Origin of the sequence: Streptomyces sp. NPDC006372 (genome assembly GCF_040612515.1) — a bacterium.
Lineage (GTDB): Bacteria > Actinomycetota > Actinomycetes > Streptomycetales > Streptomycetaceae > Streptomyces.
In genome coordinates this window covers 474063-488266 of sequence record NZ_JBEXQJ010000002.1, presented here as the reverse complement: position 1 = coordinate 488266, position 14204 = coordinate 474063, and the positions used below count along the sequence as shown (strand labels likewise).

Annotated in this window: 17 protein-coding genes and 1 pseudogene; 12 read left to right on the top strand and 6 right to left on the bottom strand. The window is 69.7% G+C overall.

The features are described from left to right. Positions 1 to 86 precede the first annotated feature (86 nt). Positions 87 to 587: a hypothetical protein gene (locus ABZ016_RS06700; protein ID WP_356915423.1), complete on the bottom strand. Its 501-nt coding sequence runs from the start codon at positions 585 to 587 to the stop codon at positions 87 to 89. A 107-nt stretch (positions 588 to 694) separates the two neighbouring features. On the opposite strand from ABZ016_RS06700, the gene ABZ016_RS06695 reads away from it, so the two are divergent. Both ABZ016_RS06695 and ABZ016_RS06690 read left to right on the top strand, forming a co-directional pair. Next, on the top strand, positions 695 to 1654 hold the full coding sequence (locus ABZ016_RS06695) for a helix-turn-helix transcriptional regulator (RefSeq protein WP_356915422.1): 960 nt from the start codon (positions 695 to 697) through the stop codon (positions 1652 to 1654). Beyond that, a pseudogene (locus tag ABZ016_RS06690) lies at positions 1608 to 1715 on the top strand (DUF397 domain-containing protein); the annotation flags it as partial. The gene ABZ016_RS06695 and the pseudogene ABZ016_RS06690, both read left to right, overlap by 47 nt. On the opposite strand, the gene ABZ016_RS06685 reads toward ABZ016_RS06690, so the two are convergent. The 3 genes from ABZ016_RS06685 to ABZ016_RS06675 all read right to left on the bottom strand — a co-directional run bounded on the left by ABZ016_RS06685 (position 1716) and on the right by ABZ016_RS06675 (position 3109). Continuing rightward, positions 1716 to 2060, bottom strand: coding sequence for a hypothetical protein (locus tag ABZ016_RS06685; protein ID WP_356915421.1), 345 nt, complete (start codon positions 2058 to 2060; stop codon positions 1716 to 1718). It lies immediately after the preceding pseudogene. Further along, positions 2057 to 2719: a DUF6232 family protein gene (locus tag ABZ016_RS06680; RefSeq protein WP_356915420.1), complete on the bottom strand. Its 663-nt coding sequence runs from the start codon at positions 2717 to 2719 to the stop codon at positions 2057 to 2059. The genes ABZ016_RS06685 and ABZ016_RS06680 overlap by 4 nt, the downstream gene beginning before the upstream one ends. Positions 2720 to 2791: 72 nt before the next feature. After that, positions 2792 to 3109, bottom strand: coding sequence for a PLD nuclease N-terminal domain-containing protein (locus tag ABZ016_RS06675; protein WP_356915419.1), 318 nt, complete (start codon positions 3107 to 3109; stop codon positions 2792 to 2794). A gap of 67 nt (positions 3110 to 3176) precedes the next feature. Between ABZ016_RS06675 and ABZ016_RS06670 the strand changes: the two genes are divergently transcribed. The 10 genes from ABZ016_RS06670 (at position 3177) to ABZ016_RS06625 (ending at position 11988) form a co-directional block, all read left to right on the top strand. Beyond that, positions 3177 to 4628 carry a menaquinone biosynthesis decarboxylase gene (locus ABZ016_RS06670; protein WP_356915418.1) on the top strand — a complete coding sequence of 484 codons (1452 nt, stop codon included), beginning with the start codon at positions 3177 to 3179 and terminating at the stop codon, positions 4626 to 4628. Beyond that, entirely contained in the window at positions 4625 to 5527 is a 903-nt protein-coding gene (mqnP, locus tag ABZ016_RS06665; RefSeq protein WP_356915417.1) for a menaquinone biosynthesis prenyltransferase MqnP, read from the top strand. Before ABZ016_RS06670 ends, mqnP begins: the two co-directional genes overlap by 4 nt. A gap of 28 nt (positions 5528 to 5555) precedes the next feature. Further along, positions 5556 to 6233 carry a UbiX family flavin prenyltransferase gene (locus ABZ016_RS06660; protein ID WP_356915416.1) on the top strand — a complete coding sequence of 226 codons (678 nt, stop codon included), beginning with the start codon at positions 5556 to 5558 and terminating at the stop codon, positions 6231 to 6233. 64 nt (positions 6234 to 6297) lie between these two features. After that, the gene (locus ABZ016_RS06655) at positions 6298 to 6753 is read left to right on the top strand and encodes an Lrp/AsnC family transcriptional regulator (RefSeq protein WP_356915415.1); all 456 of its coding nucleotides are present in this window, start codon (positions 6298 to 6300) and stop codon (positions 6751 to 6753) included. A 45-nt stretch (positions 6754 to 6798) separates the two neighbouring features. Continuing rightward, on the top strand, positions 6799 to 7962 hold the full coding sequence (gene mqnE, locus ABZ016_RS06650; protein WP_356915414.1) for an aminofutalosine synthase MqnE: 1164 nt from the start codon (positions 6799 to 6801) through the stop codon (positions 7960 to 7962). Between the two features lie 71 nt (positions 7963 to 8033). Then, positions 8034 to 8684, top strand: coding sequence for a UdgX family uracil-DNA binding protein (locus ABZ016_RS06645; RefSeq protein WP_356915413.1), 651 nt, complete (start codon positions 8034 to 8036; stop codon positions 8682 to 8684). 16 nt (positions 8685 to 8700) lie between these two features. Beyond that, complete coding sequence (locus ABZ016_RS06640) at positions 8701 to 9225, top strand: GNAT family N-acetyltransferase (protein WP_356915412.1); 525 nt, start codon at positions 8701 to 8703, stop codon at positions 9223 to 9225. Between the two features lie 96 nt (positions 9226 to 9321). Next, positions 9322 to 9624, top strand: a complete 303-nt coding sequence (locus ABZ016_RS06635) for a DUF4229 domain-containing protein (protein WP_356915411.1) — start codon at positions 9322 to 9324, stop codon at positions 9622 to 9624. A 307-nt stretch (positions 9625 to 9931) separates the two neighbouring features. Beyond that, the gene (locus ABZ016_RS06630) at positions 9932 to 11233 is read left to right on the top strand and encodes a dicarboxylate/amino acid:cation symporter (protein WP_356915410.1); all 1302 of its coding nucleotides are present in this window, start codon (positions 9932 to 9934) and stop codon (positions 11231 to 11233) included. A 95-nt stretch (positions 11234 to 11328) separates the two neighbouring features. Continuing rightward, on the top strand, positions 11329 to 11988 hold the full coding sequence (locus ABZ016_RS06625) for a TetR/AcrR family transcriptional regulator (RefSeq protein ID WP_356915409.1): 660 nt from the start codon (positions 11329 to 11331) through the stop codon (positions 11986 to 11988). Between the two features lie 7 nt (positions 11989 to 11995). Here ABZ016_RS06625 and ABZ016_RS06620 read toward each other — a convergent pair whose 3' ends face one another. Next, entirely contained in the window at positions 11996 to 12853 is an 858-nt protein-coding gene (locus ABZ016_RS06620) for a MaoC/PaaZ C-terminal domain-containing protein (RefSeq protein WP_356915408.1), read from the bottom strand. Then, positions 12853 to 14160: a 3-oxoacyl-ACP reductase gene (locus ABZ016_RS06615; protein WP_356915407.1), complete on the bottom strand. Its 1308-nt coding sequence runs from the start codon at positions 14158 to 14160 to the stop codon at positions 12853 to 12855. The genes ABZ016_RS06620 and ABZ016_RS06615 overlap by 1 nt, the downstream gene beginning before the upstream one ends. Positions 14161 to 14204: the final 44 nt, after the last annotated feature.

Below are 14204 nucleotides of genomic sequence, written 5' to 3'. Positions count from 1 at the left end.
CGATCGGCGGAGCCGACGCGAAGCGCCCTTGAGGCAGGCCGCGGAAGCACGACACTGGCAAGAAGCGAGTGGCCCCGACAGTTGTGTCAGCCCTGCCTCTCCAGCACCGCGTAGTCGGCGAAGCTGCGGCGGTAGCGCAGGTGCCTCGTCTCCTGGGTGTGCCTGCGCTGCCACTCCTCCACCTCGGCCGGGGCCGAGCAGGGCCCGGAACCGGCCCCGCAGTCCGCGTCCTCGCCCGAGACGCAGCGTGCCTCGTACTCGGGCAGGGCCGACGCGTCCTGCACGATCGAGTACGGCACGTACCTGAAGATCCTGCGGCCGCCCGACTCCTCGCACGCCGCGCACCCCGGCACCGGAACCGGAGGGCGGTTCGGATCCGCCGGCAGTCCCTCCCTGGAACGGTCATTGGCCGCGCGTACGCCCGCACGGAGTCGCTCTTCCCGGGTCGCCTCACGGATCCTCGCCGGGTCCGCCTGCCACTCCCGGCCGCCGCCGACCGGGCGCAGCATCACATACGGGCCGGTTCTGTCCTGGTACTCGCCGACCTTGCGCGACTCCAGGTCGTAGACGAGCGTTCCCGGTTCCATTCCCTGCACCTCCGTAACTCTGGGTACATCGAGAGTTGCGCAGGGGAACCGTCCGGTTCAATGCTTGGCGTGTGACACCGGTGCACTGTCACGGAGGGGGGGGAGCCGTGAGCCGACGGAACGGTGGGGCGGAGTCGGGGGCCAGTACGGCCGCCGTGTTCGGAGAGGTGCTGCGGCACTTCCGAGAGGCGGCTCTGCTCACGCAGGAGGGCCTGGCCAGGCAGATCCCGTGCGACCGTTCGCACGTGGCGCGAGTGGAGGCGGGGACGCGTGTGCCCCAGGACTCGTTCGCCAAGGTGTGCGATGAACTCCTGGGCACGGGTGGGGTGTTGACTCGGCTGTGGGGGCGGATCGACTGGTACCCCCAGGTGGAGCATCCCGATTGGTTCCGGCGCAGGGCTGAGATGGATGAGGTGGCCATCGCCCTCCGCGAGTACCAGGAGCGTGTCATTCCGGGCCTGTTGCAGACGGCGGACTACGCCCGAGCGCTGTTCTCCCGACTCGTGAGTGGTGAGGAGTTGGAGGAGCGGGTGCGAGCCAGGCTGAGCCGCCAGCAACGCTTCCTGGCGGAGGGCGGCCCGCTGTACATCGTCGTCCTGGACGAAAGCTGCCTACGGAACGTGGTCGGCAGCCCGGCCCTGATGAGGGACCAGTGCGCGCACCTGCTCAGCGTCGGTCAGCGACCCAACATCCGTATCCAGGTCGCGCCTGCCGGTCGCCTCGGCTTGTTCCGTCCCAGCGGCTCCATGTCGCTGATCAAGCTGCCCGACGGGCATGAGTGGGTCTACTCGGAGTCCCTGGATCGCGGCCATTTCAACGACGATCCGGCCCTCTATGCACGCCACAGCCACTCCTATGATGTGCTCAGGGCGGACGCTCCGTCAGCCCCCGAGTCCGCCGCTCTGATCAGCGTCGTGATGGAGAGGTACGAGCAGTATGAAGAAGCCCGAACTCAGCGCCGCAAAGTGGATCAAGAGCTCCTACAGCGACGCCAACGGCGGCAACTGCATCGAAGCAGCCCCCGATTTCCCCGAAACCGTCCCCGTCCGCGACAGCAAAACCCCTGACGGACCGGTCCTGGTCGTAGGCCGGTCCGCCTGGGCGGCATTCATCGGCTCCGTGCGCTGACTACTGCCCGCTCACCATCTGCAGGATCCTGTTGGCCGCCTCCGCGACCGGCTGGCCCACGGCCCCGACGGCCGCGGCGATCGCGGCGACAGCCATCAGCGCACGGTGCCGCTCCTGCGCGGGTGCCGCGTCCGCGGCCAGCACCGGCAGGGACTCGTCGATGAGCTGCGCGCTCGGCTGCGGCAGCTGGTCGCGCAAGTCCCGGACTTCGCGGATCAGTTCGGCCAGGGCCAGCCGCAGGGCGGGGTCGGTGTCGCCCGTGGCGCCGTTCTTCACGATGCCCGTGTTGCCGCTGCCGCCGTGCATGCTGACGTTGTCGCCGTAGTAGTAGTTGTTGCCGCTCATGCCGCGATCCCCGTGTTCCCGCTGCCGCCGTACATGTTCACGCTGTCGCCGAAGTGGTAGTTCGTGGGTGAGTTGATCGTCAGGCGCTCCACCGTCACCTGGAACTCGGTGTCAGGGTTCTCCAGCGCCCCCGAGACGTAGCCCACGAGCCGGTCCAGGTGCTGCGGGTCGGGGCTGGTCACCATCGCGGTGGAGGGGCCGGCCGTCTCGACGGCCAGGACGTAGTGCGACGGGGCCGTGACGACGGAGAGCATCTCCACGAAGAAGTAGATCAGCGCCGCACCGGAGCAGATCCACACGAGGACGATCAGTCCGCCGCCGCCGCTGGACTGCTCACTCTCGTACGGGCCGCTGGAACTGCTCGCGAAGGAGATCAGGCCGCCGATGATCGACAGGCCGATGGCCACGGCCACGATGATCCCGGTCCGGGACAGGAAGCGGAAGACCGCCTCCTTGCGCTTGGGGCGGAGGGTGAACGTGTACACCCGGGCGATGTTGCGCAGGGGATAGGCCGCGCCGCCGACCCATAACAGGCGCTTGTGGACGCGGAGTTCGACGTCGGTCATGGCGCGCGGTGGAGTGGAGGGCGGGGGCGGCACGTCCCACTGCCCCGGTGGCTGCTGGATCTCCATGGCGTCCTTCTGAAGGCCGGTGGTCACAGTGTGAACACCATTGACGACCATGCGTGTCTCCGAGGGCAACCCGTTTCCCGAAAGCCCCGCAGAACCCCCTCAGGACTCGTCGCGCCTCGGGTCGTCGTCCTTGTCCCTGTCGTCGTCGAGGGACTTCAGGAAGTCGGGGTTGTCGTCGGGCGCCACCCACTGCCGGGAGCGGTTGCCCCGGACCCCTGACCAGCCGTCGGCGGCGGGGCTGCGCTTCTTTCCGGCGATGAGCCAGGAGATCGAGCCGACGAGGGGGAACACCAGGACGAGCAGCGCCCAAAGCGGCTTGGGCATGTGGCGGATGTCGTCGTCCTTCGTGCTGATGCAGTCGATGAACGCGTACACGCTCAGCGCCAGCGGCACGAGGAACATCAGTACCCGGAGCATGCGGCCTCTCAGCGAAAAGCGGTGGGCGGTTCAGGGCCAGGGTAGCCGCTCGGGGATACTGGACCGCATGGCTTACGACGATCTTCGCTCCCTGCTCAGGGCGCTGGAGCGCGAGGGTGACCTCAAGCGCATCAAGGCCGAGGTCGACCCGTATCTGGAGGTCGGGGAGATCGTCGACCGGGTGCAGAAGGCCGGCGGGCCCGCGCTGCTCTTCGAGAACGTGCGCGGGGCGAGCATGCCGCTCGCGATGAACGTGTTCGGCACGGACCGGCGCCTGCTGAAGGCGCTGGGGCTGAAGTCGTACGGCGAGATCTCCGAGAAGATCGGCGGGCTGCTGAAGCCCGAGCTGCCGCACGGGTTCGTCGGCGTGCGCGAGGCCTTCGGGAAGCTCGGCTCGATGACGCACGTACCGCCGAAGAAGGTGAAGGACGGGCCGGTCCAGGAGGTGGTGCTGACCGGGGACGATGTCGACCTCGACCAGCTTCCGGCCCTGTTCACCTGGCCGAAGGACGGCGGGTCGTTCTTCAACCTGGGGCTGACCCACACCAAGGACCCGGAGACGGGCATCCGCAACCTCGGGCTGTACCGGCTCCAGCGGCACGACAAGCGCACCATCGGCATGCACTGGCAGATCCACAAGGACAGCCGGAACCACTACCAGGTGGCCGCCCGCCGGGGCGAGCGGCTGCCCGTCGCGATCGCCTTCGGCTGTCCGCCCGCCGTGACGTACGCCTCCACCGCGCCGCTGCCCGGGGACATCGACGAGTACCTGTTCGCGGGGTTCCTCGCGGGCAAGCGGATCGAGATGGTCGACTGCAAGACCGTCCCGCTCCAGGTGCCTGCGCAGGCCGAGGTCGTGATCGAGGGCTGGCTGGAGCCGGGCGAGATGCTGCCCGAGGGGCCGTTCGGCGACCACACCGGCTTCTACACGCCGCAGGAGCCGTTCCCGGCGCTGAAGATCGACTGTGTGACGATGCGGAAGCGGCCGCTGCTCCAGTCGATCGTCGTGGGCAGGCCTCCGACGGAGGACGGGCCCCTCGGCCGCGCGACGGAACGCTTCTTCCTGCCGCTGCTGAAGATCATCGTGCCGGACATCGTGGACTACCACCTGCCGGAGGCGGGCGGCTTCCACAACTGCGCGATCGTCTCGATCGACAAGAAGTACCCGAAGCACGCGCAGAAGGTCATGCACGCCGTCTGGGGCGCGCACATGATGTCGCTGACCAAGCTGATCGTGGTCGTCGACTCCGACTGCGACGTGCACGATCTGCACGAGGTCGCCTGGCGGGCGCTGGGCAACACGGACTACGCCCGCGACCTGAGCATCGTCGAGGGACCCGTCGACCACCTCGACCACGCCTCCTACCAGCAGTTCTGGGGCGGCAAGGCCGGCATCGACGCGACGAAGAAGTGGCCCGAGGAGGGCTACACGCGCGACGGCGGCTGGCCCGACATGGTCGAGTCCGATCCCGAGACGGCGGCGAAGGTCGACCGCCGCTGGAAGGAGTACGGGTTGTGACCAGCGCCTCTGCCGCCATTCCCCAGCCGGGACGCACCAAGGCGTTCCTGCGCCTGGTGATGATCGAGCACTCGGTCTTCGCGCTGCCCTTCGCGTACATCGCCGCACTCACGGCCATGTTCCAGCTGGACAAGAACATCCACTGGGGGCGGCTGCTGCTCGTCACCGTCTGCATGGTGGGTCTGCGGACCTTCGCCATGGCGGTCAACCGGATCATCGACCGGGAGATCGACGCCCGCAACCCGCGGACGGCGCACCGCGAGTTGGTGACGGGCGCGATGTCGGTGAAGCACGCCTGGACGGGCGCGCTCATCGCTCTCGCCGTCTTCCTCGGCGCGGCGGCTCTGCTGAACCCCCTGTGCCTGGCCCTGGCCCCCATCGCGGTGATTCCGATGGTGGTCTACCCGTACGGCAAGCGGTTCACGAACTTCCCGCAGGCGATCCTGGGTCTGGCCCAGGCGATGGGCCCGGTGGGCGGCTGGCTTGCGGTCACGGGTGAGTGGTCCTGGGACGCGGTCGTCCTCGGTCTCGCGGTGGGCATCTGGATCGGCGGCTTCGACCTGATCTACGCCTGCCAGGACGTCGAGACCGACCGAGAGATCGGCGTCCTGTCCGTCCCGGCCCGCTTCGGGATCCCGGCGGCCGTCTGGGGCGCCCGCGTCTGCCACGCCCTCACGACGGCCCTGTTCGTCTGGTACGCCCTGGCCACCGGCGCCGGTGTGTTCTTCTGGCTGGGCCTGCTGGTCGTGGCGGGTGCCTTCCTCTACGAGCACACGATCGTCCGGCCGCACGACCTGTCCCGCGTCAACAGGGCGTTCTTCAGCGTCAACGGCTTCATCGGCATCGCCCTGTTCGTGTGCGCGCTGCTCGACCTGCTGGTGCGGGGGCTGACCGTCTGACCGCCCCGTCCACCGGTACGCTCAAGATGTGAACGCAGGGGAAACGCAGCGCACGCCTTGGATCGTGGGGGTTTCGGGGGCCTCCGGTACGCCGTACGCGGCTGCGGTGCTGCGTGCGCTGCTGGAGGCGGGGGAGAGCGTCGACCTGGTCGTGAGCCGGGCCTCCCGGCTCACCCTGCTCGACGAGACCGGCATCTCCTTCCGCGACGCCCACTGGCGGAACGACCTGCGGGAATGGCTGTCCCGGGGCGCGGACGGGAAGCCGGGCACCTTCGCCGTGGACGTCGACGCCGTGCGCCACTGGAGCGCCGGCGACCTGGCCGCCGGGCCCTCCTCGGGGTCGTACCCGGCCAAGGGCATGCTGATCGTGCCCGCCTCGACCGCGAGCGTGGCCGGAGTCGCGCTCGGGCTGTCGAAGGACCTGCTGCAACGGGCGGCGAGCGTGACCCTGAAGGAGGGCCGCATGCTGGTCGTGGCCGTACGCGAGACCCCGCTGAACGGCCAAACCCTCCGGCACCTGGTCACCCTCGACGACGCGGGCGCGATCGTCGTGCCCGCCTCACCCGCCTTCTACGCGGGGGCGACGCACATCCAGGACCTGGTGGACTTCGTAGCCGGACGCGTACTCGACGCGGCGGGCGTGCCGCACCGGCTCTACCGGCGTTGGCAAGGTGAGCTCGGCGGTGGATCGGACCGCGCCGGCTGAGCCACACCCTCCAGACCTCCTCACCACAATCACAGACCTACTTCAGCGGAAGGCTTCGATCGCAATGGACGCGGTGGACAGGCAGCTCATCCAGGCCCTGAGGGAGAACGGCCGGGCCTCCTACGCGGAGCTGGGACGCCTCGTCGGACTGTCGGGACCCAGTGTCACCGACCGCATCAACCGGCTGGAGGCGGCCGGGGTCATCACGGGTTACCGGGCCACCGTCGACGCCGCCTCGCTCGGCCTCGGCGTCATCGCCCTGATCGGCATCTCGCTCTCCGACGCCGCCGACCACGAGGACGTGGCGCAGCGGCTGAGGGACCTCTCGGAGATCGAGGACTGCTGGTTCATCGCGGGAGACGACTCGTACATGCTCAAGGTGCGGGCGACCGACGTGGACGGCCTGGAGAAGATCATCCGTCGGCTCAGCGGCACCAAGGGCGTCTCCCGGACGCGTACGACCGTCGTGCTCTCCACCAAGTGGGAGAACCGGGTCGGGGAGCTGCCCGAAGAGGAGTAGTCGAGTAGTCGTACGGTGGGGACGTCTTCGTAGAAAGGTGTGGGCATGGATCTCGGGCTCAAGCGCGAGCTGGAGGAGAAGGTCAGGGCGGGTGTCCGTCTGACCCGTGAGGACGGCATCGCGCTGTACGAGTCGGACGACCTGGCCTGGCTCGGCGGCCTGGCGCACGAGGTGCGGACGCGCAAGAACGGCGACGTCGTGCACTTCAACGTCAACCGTCACCTCAACATGACGAACGTGTGCACGGCCTCCTGCGCGTACTGTTCCTTCCAGCGCAAGCCGGGGGAGAAGGACGCGTACACGATGCGCATCGAGGAGGCCGTCAAGCTCGCCAAGGCGATGGAGTCGGAGAACCTCACCGAGCTGCACATCGTCAACGGGCTGCACCCGAACCTGCCGTGGCGGTACTACCCGCGTTCGCTGCGGGAGTTGAAGGCCGCGCTGCCGCACGTCTCGCTGAAGGCCTTCACGGCGACCGAGATCCACCACTTCGAGACCATCTCCGGGATGAGCGCGTCCGAGATCCTGGACGAGCTGATCGACGCCGGTCTCGAGTCCCTCACCGGTGGTGGGGCGGAGATCTTCGACTGGGAGGTCCGGCAGCACATCGTCGACCACAAGACCCACTGGGAGGACTGGTCCCGGATCCACCGGCTCGCGCACGAGAAGGGTCTGAAGACCCCGTGCACGATGCTGTACGGGCACATCGAGGAGCCTCGTCACCGGGTGGACCATGTGCTGCGGCTGCGGGAGCTGCAGGACGAGACCGGGGGGTTCCAGGTCTTCATTCCGCTGCGGTACCAGCACGACTTCGTCGACATGCAGGACGGGAAGGTGCGGAATCGCCTTCAGGCGCGGACGCAGATGGCGACGGGGGCGGAGGCGTTGAAGACCTTCGCGGTGTCGCGGCTGCTGTTCGACAACGTGCCGCATGTGAAGGTCTTCTGGGTGATGCACGGGGTGCAGACGGCGCAGCTCGCGCTGCAGCACGGTGCGGATGACATGGACGGGTCTGTCGTCGAGTACAAGATCACGCATGATGCGGACAATTACGGGACGCCGAACAAGCTGACGCGTGAGGATCTGCTGGATCTGATTCGGGATGCCGGGTTTCGGCCGGTTGAGCGGAACACGCGGTACGAGATCATTCGGGAGTATGACGGGCCTGATCCGGAGCTTCGGGAGTCGCCGCAGCCGATGCGGGTTTGAGTTTTTGCGTGCGGGTGCGTGGGGGCTGGTCGCGCAGTTCCCCGCGCCCCTGAGGTGGGTACTCGGCCGGCATGGTTGCCACCGAGGCGCCTGAGGACGCCTATACCGCTGAACCCTTTGTTCCTGGTCGGGGTGGGCTGACTGCTCTACGGCGGGCCGCTGCCGACTGCCGGGGCTGCCCCCTGCACCGGGACGCCACGCAGACCGTTTTCGGTGCGGGGGACAAGGATGCCCGGGTGATGCTCGTCGGGGAGCAGCCCGGGGATCAGGAGGACCGGCAGGGGAAGCCGTTCGTCGGGCCTGCCGGGCGGTTGCTGGACCGGGCGTTGGAGGAGGCGGGGATCGACCCCGCCGAGGCCTACGTCACCAATGCCGTGAAGCACTTCAAGTTCACGCAGGCCGAGCCGCGTAAGCGGCGGATCCACAAGGCGCCCAACCTGCGTGAGATGACCGCGTGCGGGCCCTGGCTGGCCGCGGAGCTGGCCGTCGTGGAGCCGGAACTGATCGTCGTACTGGGGGCCACCGCCGGGAAGGCGCTGCTCGGGTCCTCGTTCCGGGTCACGCAGGTGCGCGGGACCGTGCTGGAGGAGGAGATCCACGGGCGACCGGAGCGGCTGGTGCCGACGGTGCATCCCTCCTCGGTGCTGCGGGCGGACGACCGGGAGGCGGCGTACCGGGGGTTGCTGTCTGATCTGACAGTGGCGGCGCGAGCGCTGGGGTAATAGCTACAATCCGCGTATGCCCCTTACCTTCACGCTCGATCCCGCTGTCACCCCCGAGCTGCGCGACGGCATCCTCGATCTGTGGGCCGACGTCTCCAACGCCGGCGGAGCCGTCGGGTTCGTGCCGCCCGTGACGCGGGAGGACATCCGGCCGTCGCTGCTGAAGCACTTCGCGTCGACGTCGGAGGGGAGGGTGCGGCTGCTCGTCGGTCATGACGAGGACGGGCGGGTCGCGGCGACCACGTTCCTCACCCTCAACACGCACCAGCTGATGGCGCACTGGCTGTGGCTGTACACGGTGATGGTGCACCCGCGTCACCAGGGCAAGGGGTACGGGCGTGATCTGCTGGCCGCCGCGGCGGACGCGGCCCGGGGGCTCGACGGCATCGAGGCGATCCGGCTGACCTGCCGGGGCGGGCTCGGGCTCGAGCGGTTCTACGGGTCCTGCGGCTACAAGGAGGTCGGGCGGATTCCCGACGCCATCCGGGTCGCTCCGGGCGACGACCGGGACGACGTGATCATGCTCCTTCCGCTGAACTGACCCTCTGTCCGGCTGAACCGACCCCCCTGCAAGATCGGCCTCCGGGCGTGCTTCACTGAACAGTGGCCCTTTTTGGAATCGGAAGAGTGGATTGAGATGCTCCGCTACACACTGATGCGCCTCGGGATCTTCGTGGGCTGCCTCGTGGTCGTCTGGGGTCTCGTCTACTCCGGCCTCGCCCCGCGTGGCCTCGGCGACAGCAACGGTCTGTGGGTCGTGCTGCTCGCGCTGCTGCTCTCCGCGCCGATCAGCTTCATCGTGCTGCGCAAGGAGCGGGACCGGGCGTCCGTGCAGATCGTGCAGCGGGTCGACCGGATGAAGGCCACCATGGAGGCCAACCGCAGCCAGGAGGATGTGGACGACGTGGCCGACGACACGTCCCGCGCCCAGACCTCGTAACGCCCCTCACAGGCGTCCAGCGCCCCGTTTCCGGACATGCTCGGAAACGGGGCGCTTTGCCTTGTATGGGTGCATCCGCGTTTTCGCCTGTCAAAGCCAGGCTTTGGGGTCCTCAAAGTTCAGGTGTTAAGGTGATTGTCATGAAGTCAGCAGTCGCGCCCCACACGCCCCAGAGCGTCTCGCTCGTGGCGCGCCTGCACGTGGATCTCTGTCGGTGCGCGTCCGCTACCTGATCGTCCCTGACGTAACGCCAACCCCGTCGTCTCCCACGTCAGCTCCCCTACGCGTCCCCTAACGGAGTCGGTCCGTGTCCTCACACACGAAATCCTTCAAGGTGCCCTTCTGGGCCCAGATCATCGCCGGTCTCGTCCTCGGCGTGCTGCTCGGCTGGCTCGCCCGCAGCCAGGACCTGTCCTGGCTGGTCACGACCCTGGAGAAGGTCGGCGACACGTTCATCGGGCTGCTGAAGCTCGCCGTCGCGCCGCTCGTCTTCTTCGCGATCCTGGTCTCGATCACCAACCTGCGGAAGGTCAACAACGCGGCCCGTCTGGCCTCGCGCACCCTCCTCTGGTTCATGGCCACGTCGCTGATCGCGGTGAGCATCGGTCTCGTCATCGGCCTTCTCACCAACCCGGGCGCCGGTACCGGCCTCACACCCAAGGACGGTGCGAAGCCCGAGGACACCGGCTCCTGGATCGACTTCCTCACCGGCATCGTGCCGACCGACGTGATCACGCCGTTCACCCAGTTGAACGTCCTGCAGATCGTCTTCATGGCCGCCGTCGCCGGTATCGCCGCCCTTCAGCTCGGCGAGAAGGCCCAGCCGATCCTCACCCTGAGCGAGTCCGTCCTGAGCCTGCTCCAGAAGGCGCTGTGGTGGGTCATCCGGCTCGCCCCCATCGGCACCGTCGGCCTCATCGGCAATGCCATCGCCACGTACGGCTGGGACCTGATCGGCAAGTACGCCACCTTCACCGTCGACATCTACGTCGGCTGCGCGATCGTCCTGTTCGTGGTCTACCCGGTCCTTCTCGCCACCGTCGCCAAGGCCAACCCGATCCAGTTCTTCAAGGGCGCCTGGCCCGCGATCCAGCTGGCCTTCGTCTCCCGCTCGTCCGTGGGCACCATGCCGCTGACGCAGAAGGTCACCGAGCGGCTCGGCGTGCCGAAGGAGTACGCGTCCTTCGCGGTGCCGTTCGGCGCGACGACCAAGATGGACGGCTGCGCCGCGATCTACCCGGCGATCGCCGCGATCTTCGTCGCCCAGATCTTCGGCATCCAGCTCGGTGTCGGCGACTACCTGCTGATCGCGTTCGTCTCGGTGGTCGGCTCGGCCGCCACGGCCGGCCTGACCGGCGCGACGGTCATGCTGACCCTCACCCTCTCCACCCTCGGCCTGCCGATGGAGGGCGTCGGTCTGCTGCTCGCGATCGACCCGATCCTCGACATGATGCGCACCGCGACCAACGTCGCCGGGCAGGCCCTGATCCCGGTCCTGGTCTCCGCCCGGGAGAACCTGCTCGACCGTGACGCCTACGCCACGGCCGACGGTTCCTCCCTGGACGAGCCGCGCGACGAGCGGCCCGAGCAGGTGCCCGCGGCGGCCTGACGGCCGACTTCCCGGCCAACGCTTCTCCGGTCCCCCTGGCCGGTCCCTTCGGTTCCCGGCCGAGGGCCGGCCAGGGGGACCGTACGCTAAGCGCCATGGGTGCCGTGAAGACCAAGCGCATGCCGCGTGCGGTCCGTGAACAGCAGATGCTGGACGCCGCCGTGCAGATCTTCGGCCGGCGCGGCTACCGGGCCGCGTCGATGGACGAGATAGCCGAACTGGCGGGCGTGTCCAAGCCGTTGGTCTACCTGTACCTGAACTCCAAGGAAGACCTCTTCACCGCCTGCATCCGCCGTGAGGCCGCGGCTCTCGTCGACGCGGTACGGGCGGGGGTCCGGCGCGATCTGCCCGCCGACCGGCAACTCTGGGAAGGGCTGGGCGCGTTCTTCACGCACACGGGGCGCAACCCGGAGGCCTGGGCCGTGCTGCACCTCCAGGCGCGTACCCACGGCGAGCCCTTCGCCGCCGAGGTCACCGCGATGCGCGAGGAGATCGTCGCGTTCGTGACCCAGCTGATCCTCGCCGCCGCCCGTGAAGCCCACCATGATCCGGATCTGCCGGAGCGCGAGGTCGGGGGCCTCGCCGAGGCGCTCGTCGGCGCCGCCGAGTCGCTCGCCGCATGGGCCAACACCACCCCCGGCGTCACGGCCCGGCAGGCCGCGGCCACCCTGATGAACTTCGCGTGGGCGGGCTTGGGGGACCTCATGGTGGGGCGTCGTTGGTCACCTCCGGAGGAGCCTGCGGAAACCCCCTAGCCCCGCCTCAGGCCCGGCGGACCTCCCCGGACACATGCAACCGCTCGTCCCGGCCGCGCAGTTCGAACCGGCCGTCCTCCGCCCCGTACGTCACCGTCCCGGGCAGCAGGACCGGTGCCCGGAAGTCGGCGCGGAGCCGGCAGGAGTCCGGTGTGCCGTGGGCGGCGAGGCAGCGGGCGACCGTCCACATGCCGTGGGCGATGGCCCGGGGGAAGCCGAACAGGCGGGCCGTGAGCGGGTGGAGGTGGATCGGATTGCGGTCGCCGGACGCCGCCGCGTACCGCCGCCCGACGTCCTCGGCGATCCGCCACTCGGCGACGGCGGGCAGCGGCTTGGGCACCTCCTCGCCAGGAGTCCCGGCGGGAGCCCCGGCGGGGCGGCGGGTGCGGTGCCGGGCGAGATACGTGCTGCTCGACTCCCACACCACGTCCCCGCCCTCGCGCACCTCGGTGACGACGGTCGCCTCGGTGCCGCGCCGGTGCGGCGCCAGCCCCGCGACCCGCACCGTGAGGTCGTACGCGCCGGTGGCCGGCATGCCCCGGTGCCGGGTGACGGTGATGGACGTGTGGACGAGGCCCAGCAGTGGCAGCGGAAAGTCCCGGCCGCTCATCAGCCGCATGGCCAGGGGGAAGCCCAGGACGTGCGGATAGGTCGGCGGCAGCGCGTCGTCCCCGGTGGGGAATCCGCACACCCGCTCGTACGCCGCCAGGCGCGCGAGGTCGACGCGCAGGCCGGGCAGGACGAGCCGGGTGCGGGGGAACTCCGCTTCGGGGGAGGGCCGTTTGAAGGGCGACAGCAGGGCGCCGCGGGCGAGGAGCGGCGGGAGGGAGGGGGGCTGGGTGAGGACGAGAGCGGCGCCGGCCATCACGCCCCCAGCAGGCTCTGGCCGCAGACGCGGACGACCTGGCCGTTGACCGCGCCCGAGCCCGGGTGGGCGAGCCAGGCGGTGGTCTCGGCGACGTCGACGGGGAGGCCGCCCTGGGCGAGGGAGTTCATCCGGCGGCCCGCCTCGCGGATGAACAGCGGGACGGCCGCCGTCATCTTCGTCTCGATGAAACCGGGCGCGACCGCGTTGACCGTCACCCCGTGTTCCGCGAGCGCGCGGGGCGCGAGGGAGCGGACCAGGCCGACGACGCCCGCCTTGCTCGCGCCGTAGTTGGTCTGCCCGGCGTTGCCGGCGAGGCCCGCGATCGAGGCCGTCGCCACGATCCGGCCGCCGCGGTTCAGCGTCCCGGCCTTGAGCAGTGCGTCCGTGGTGCGCAGCACACTCGCCAGGTTCACCTCCAGCACCGGGATCCAGCGCTCGGCCGGCATGTTCACCAGCCGGCGGTCCCGGGTGATGCCCGCGTTGTGGACCAGCAGATCCAGGCCGTCGGGCAGGGCCTCGGCGATCCGGGCGCCCGCGTCCGCGGCCGTGATGTCGAGGAGCAGGGCGGTGCCGCCGAGCCGGCCGGCGACGCGCCGGGCGTCCTGCTCGGCCTGCGGCACGTCGAGGACGACGACCCGGGCGCCGTCTCTCGCGAGTGTCTCGGCGACCGCCTCGCCGATGCCGCGGGCGGCGCCGGTGACCAGGGCGGTGCGGCCGGTCAGGGGGCGGTCCGGGTCGGGAGAGGCGGTGGGCTCTTCACCGGGCCCGACCTCGATCACCTGCCCGCTCACGTACGCCGACTTCGGGGACAGCAGGAAACGGAGGGTGGATTCCGCGGCGGGCGCGTCCGTGAGCCGGACCAGGTTCACGGTCCTGCCGCGGCCGATCTCCTTGCCGAGTGAGCGGGTGAAGCCCTCCAGGGCCTGCTGGGCGGCGGCCTGATGGTGGTCGGCGGGGTCGAGCGGCGCGCCCAGCACCACCACGCGCCCGCTCGCGGCGACCGACCTCACGGCGGGGTGCAGAGCCGCGTGGACGTCGGCCAGTTCCTCGACGGTCCGCACTCCGGTCGCGTCCAGCACGACGGCGGCGGCCCGGTCGGAGCCGGCCGGGGCGATCCCCGTACGGGCGAGGACCGGCGCCAGGTCGAGGCCGGAGCCGCCGGCGGTGAGGTGGAGCAGCCCGCCGTCCAGGGCGGGCCGCTCGGCGGACCAGCGGGTCAGCGGCGCGGGCTGGGGGAGACCGAGCCGGCGGGTGAGGAAGCGGCCGGGCGCGGTACCGGTGAAGCGCAGATAGCGGTCGGCCATTCCAACTCCCAGTTCCCGACGACGGCTCACTGAAGGCGCACTGC

What these genes read in the sequence shown, in the direction of transcription:
- ABZ016_RS06700 (WP_356915423.1), bottom strand. Translation starts at nt 587, where the DNA reads ATGGAACCGGGAACGCTCGTCTACGACCTGGAGTCGCGCAAGGTCGGC.
- ABZ016_RS06670 (WP_356915418.1), top strand. Translation starts at nt 3,177, where the DNA reads ATGGCTTACGACGATCTTCGCTCCCTGCTCAGGGCGCTGGAGCGCGAG.
- ABZ016_RS06625 (WP_356915409.1), top strand. Translation starts at nt 11,329, where the DNA reads ATGGGTGCCGTGAAGACCAAGCGCATGCCGCGTGCGGTCCGTGAACAG.
- ABZ016_RS06675 (WP_356915419.1), bottom strand. Translation starts at nt 3,109, where the DNA reads ATGCTCCGGGTACTGATGTTCCTCGTGCCGCTGGCGCTGAGCGTGTAC.
- ABZ016_RS06655 (WP_356915415.1), top strand. Translation starts at nt 6,298, where the DNA reads ATGGACGCGGTGGACAGGCAGCTCATCCAGGCCCTGAGGGAGAACGGC.
- ABZ016_RS06615 (WP_356915407.1), bottom strand. Translation starts at nt 14,160, where the DNA reads ATGGCCGACCGCTATCTGCGCTTCACCGGTACCGCGCCCGGCCGCTTC.
- ABZ016_RS06645 (WP_356915413.1), top strand. Translation starts at nt 8,034, where the DNA reads ATGGTTGCCACCGAGGCGCCTGAGGACGCCTATACCGCTGAACCCTTT.
- ABZ016_RS06685 (WP_356915421.1), bottom strand. Translation starts at nt 2,060, where the DNA reads ATGAGCGGCAACAACTACTACTACGGCGACAACGTCAGCATGCACGGC.
- ABZ016_RS06635 (WP_356915411.1), top strand. Translation starts at nt 9,322, where the DNA reads ATGCTCCGCTACACACTGATGCGCCTCGGGATCTTCGTGGGCTGCCTC.
- ABZ016_RS06620 (WP_356915408.1), bottom strand. Translation starts at nt 12,853, where the DNA reads ATGGCCGGCGCCGCTCTCGTCCTCACCCAGCCCCCCTCCCTCCCGCCG.
- ABZ016_RS06640 (WP_356915412.1), top strand. Translation starts at nt 8,701, where the DNA reads ATGCCCCTTACCTTCACGCTCGATCCCGCTGTCACCCCCGAGCTGCGC.
- mqnE (WP_356915414.1), top strand. Translation starts at nt 6,799, where the DNA reads ATGGATCTCGGGCTCAAGCGCGAGCTGGAGGAGAAGGTCAGGGCGGGT.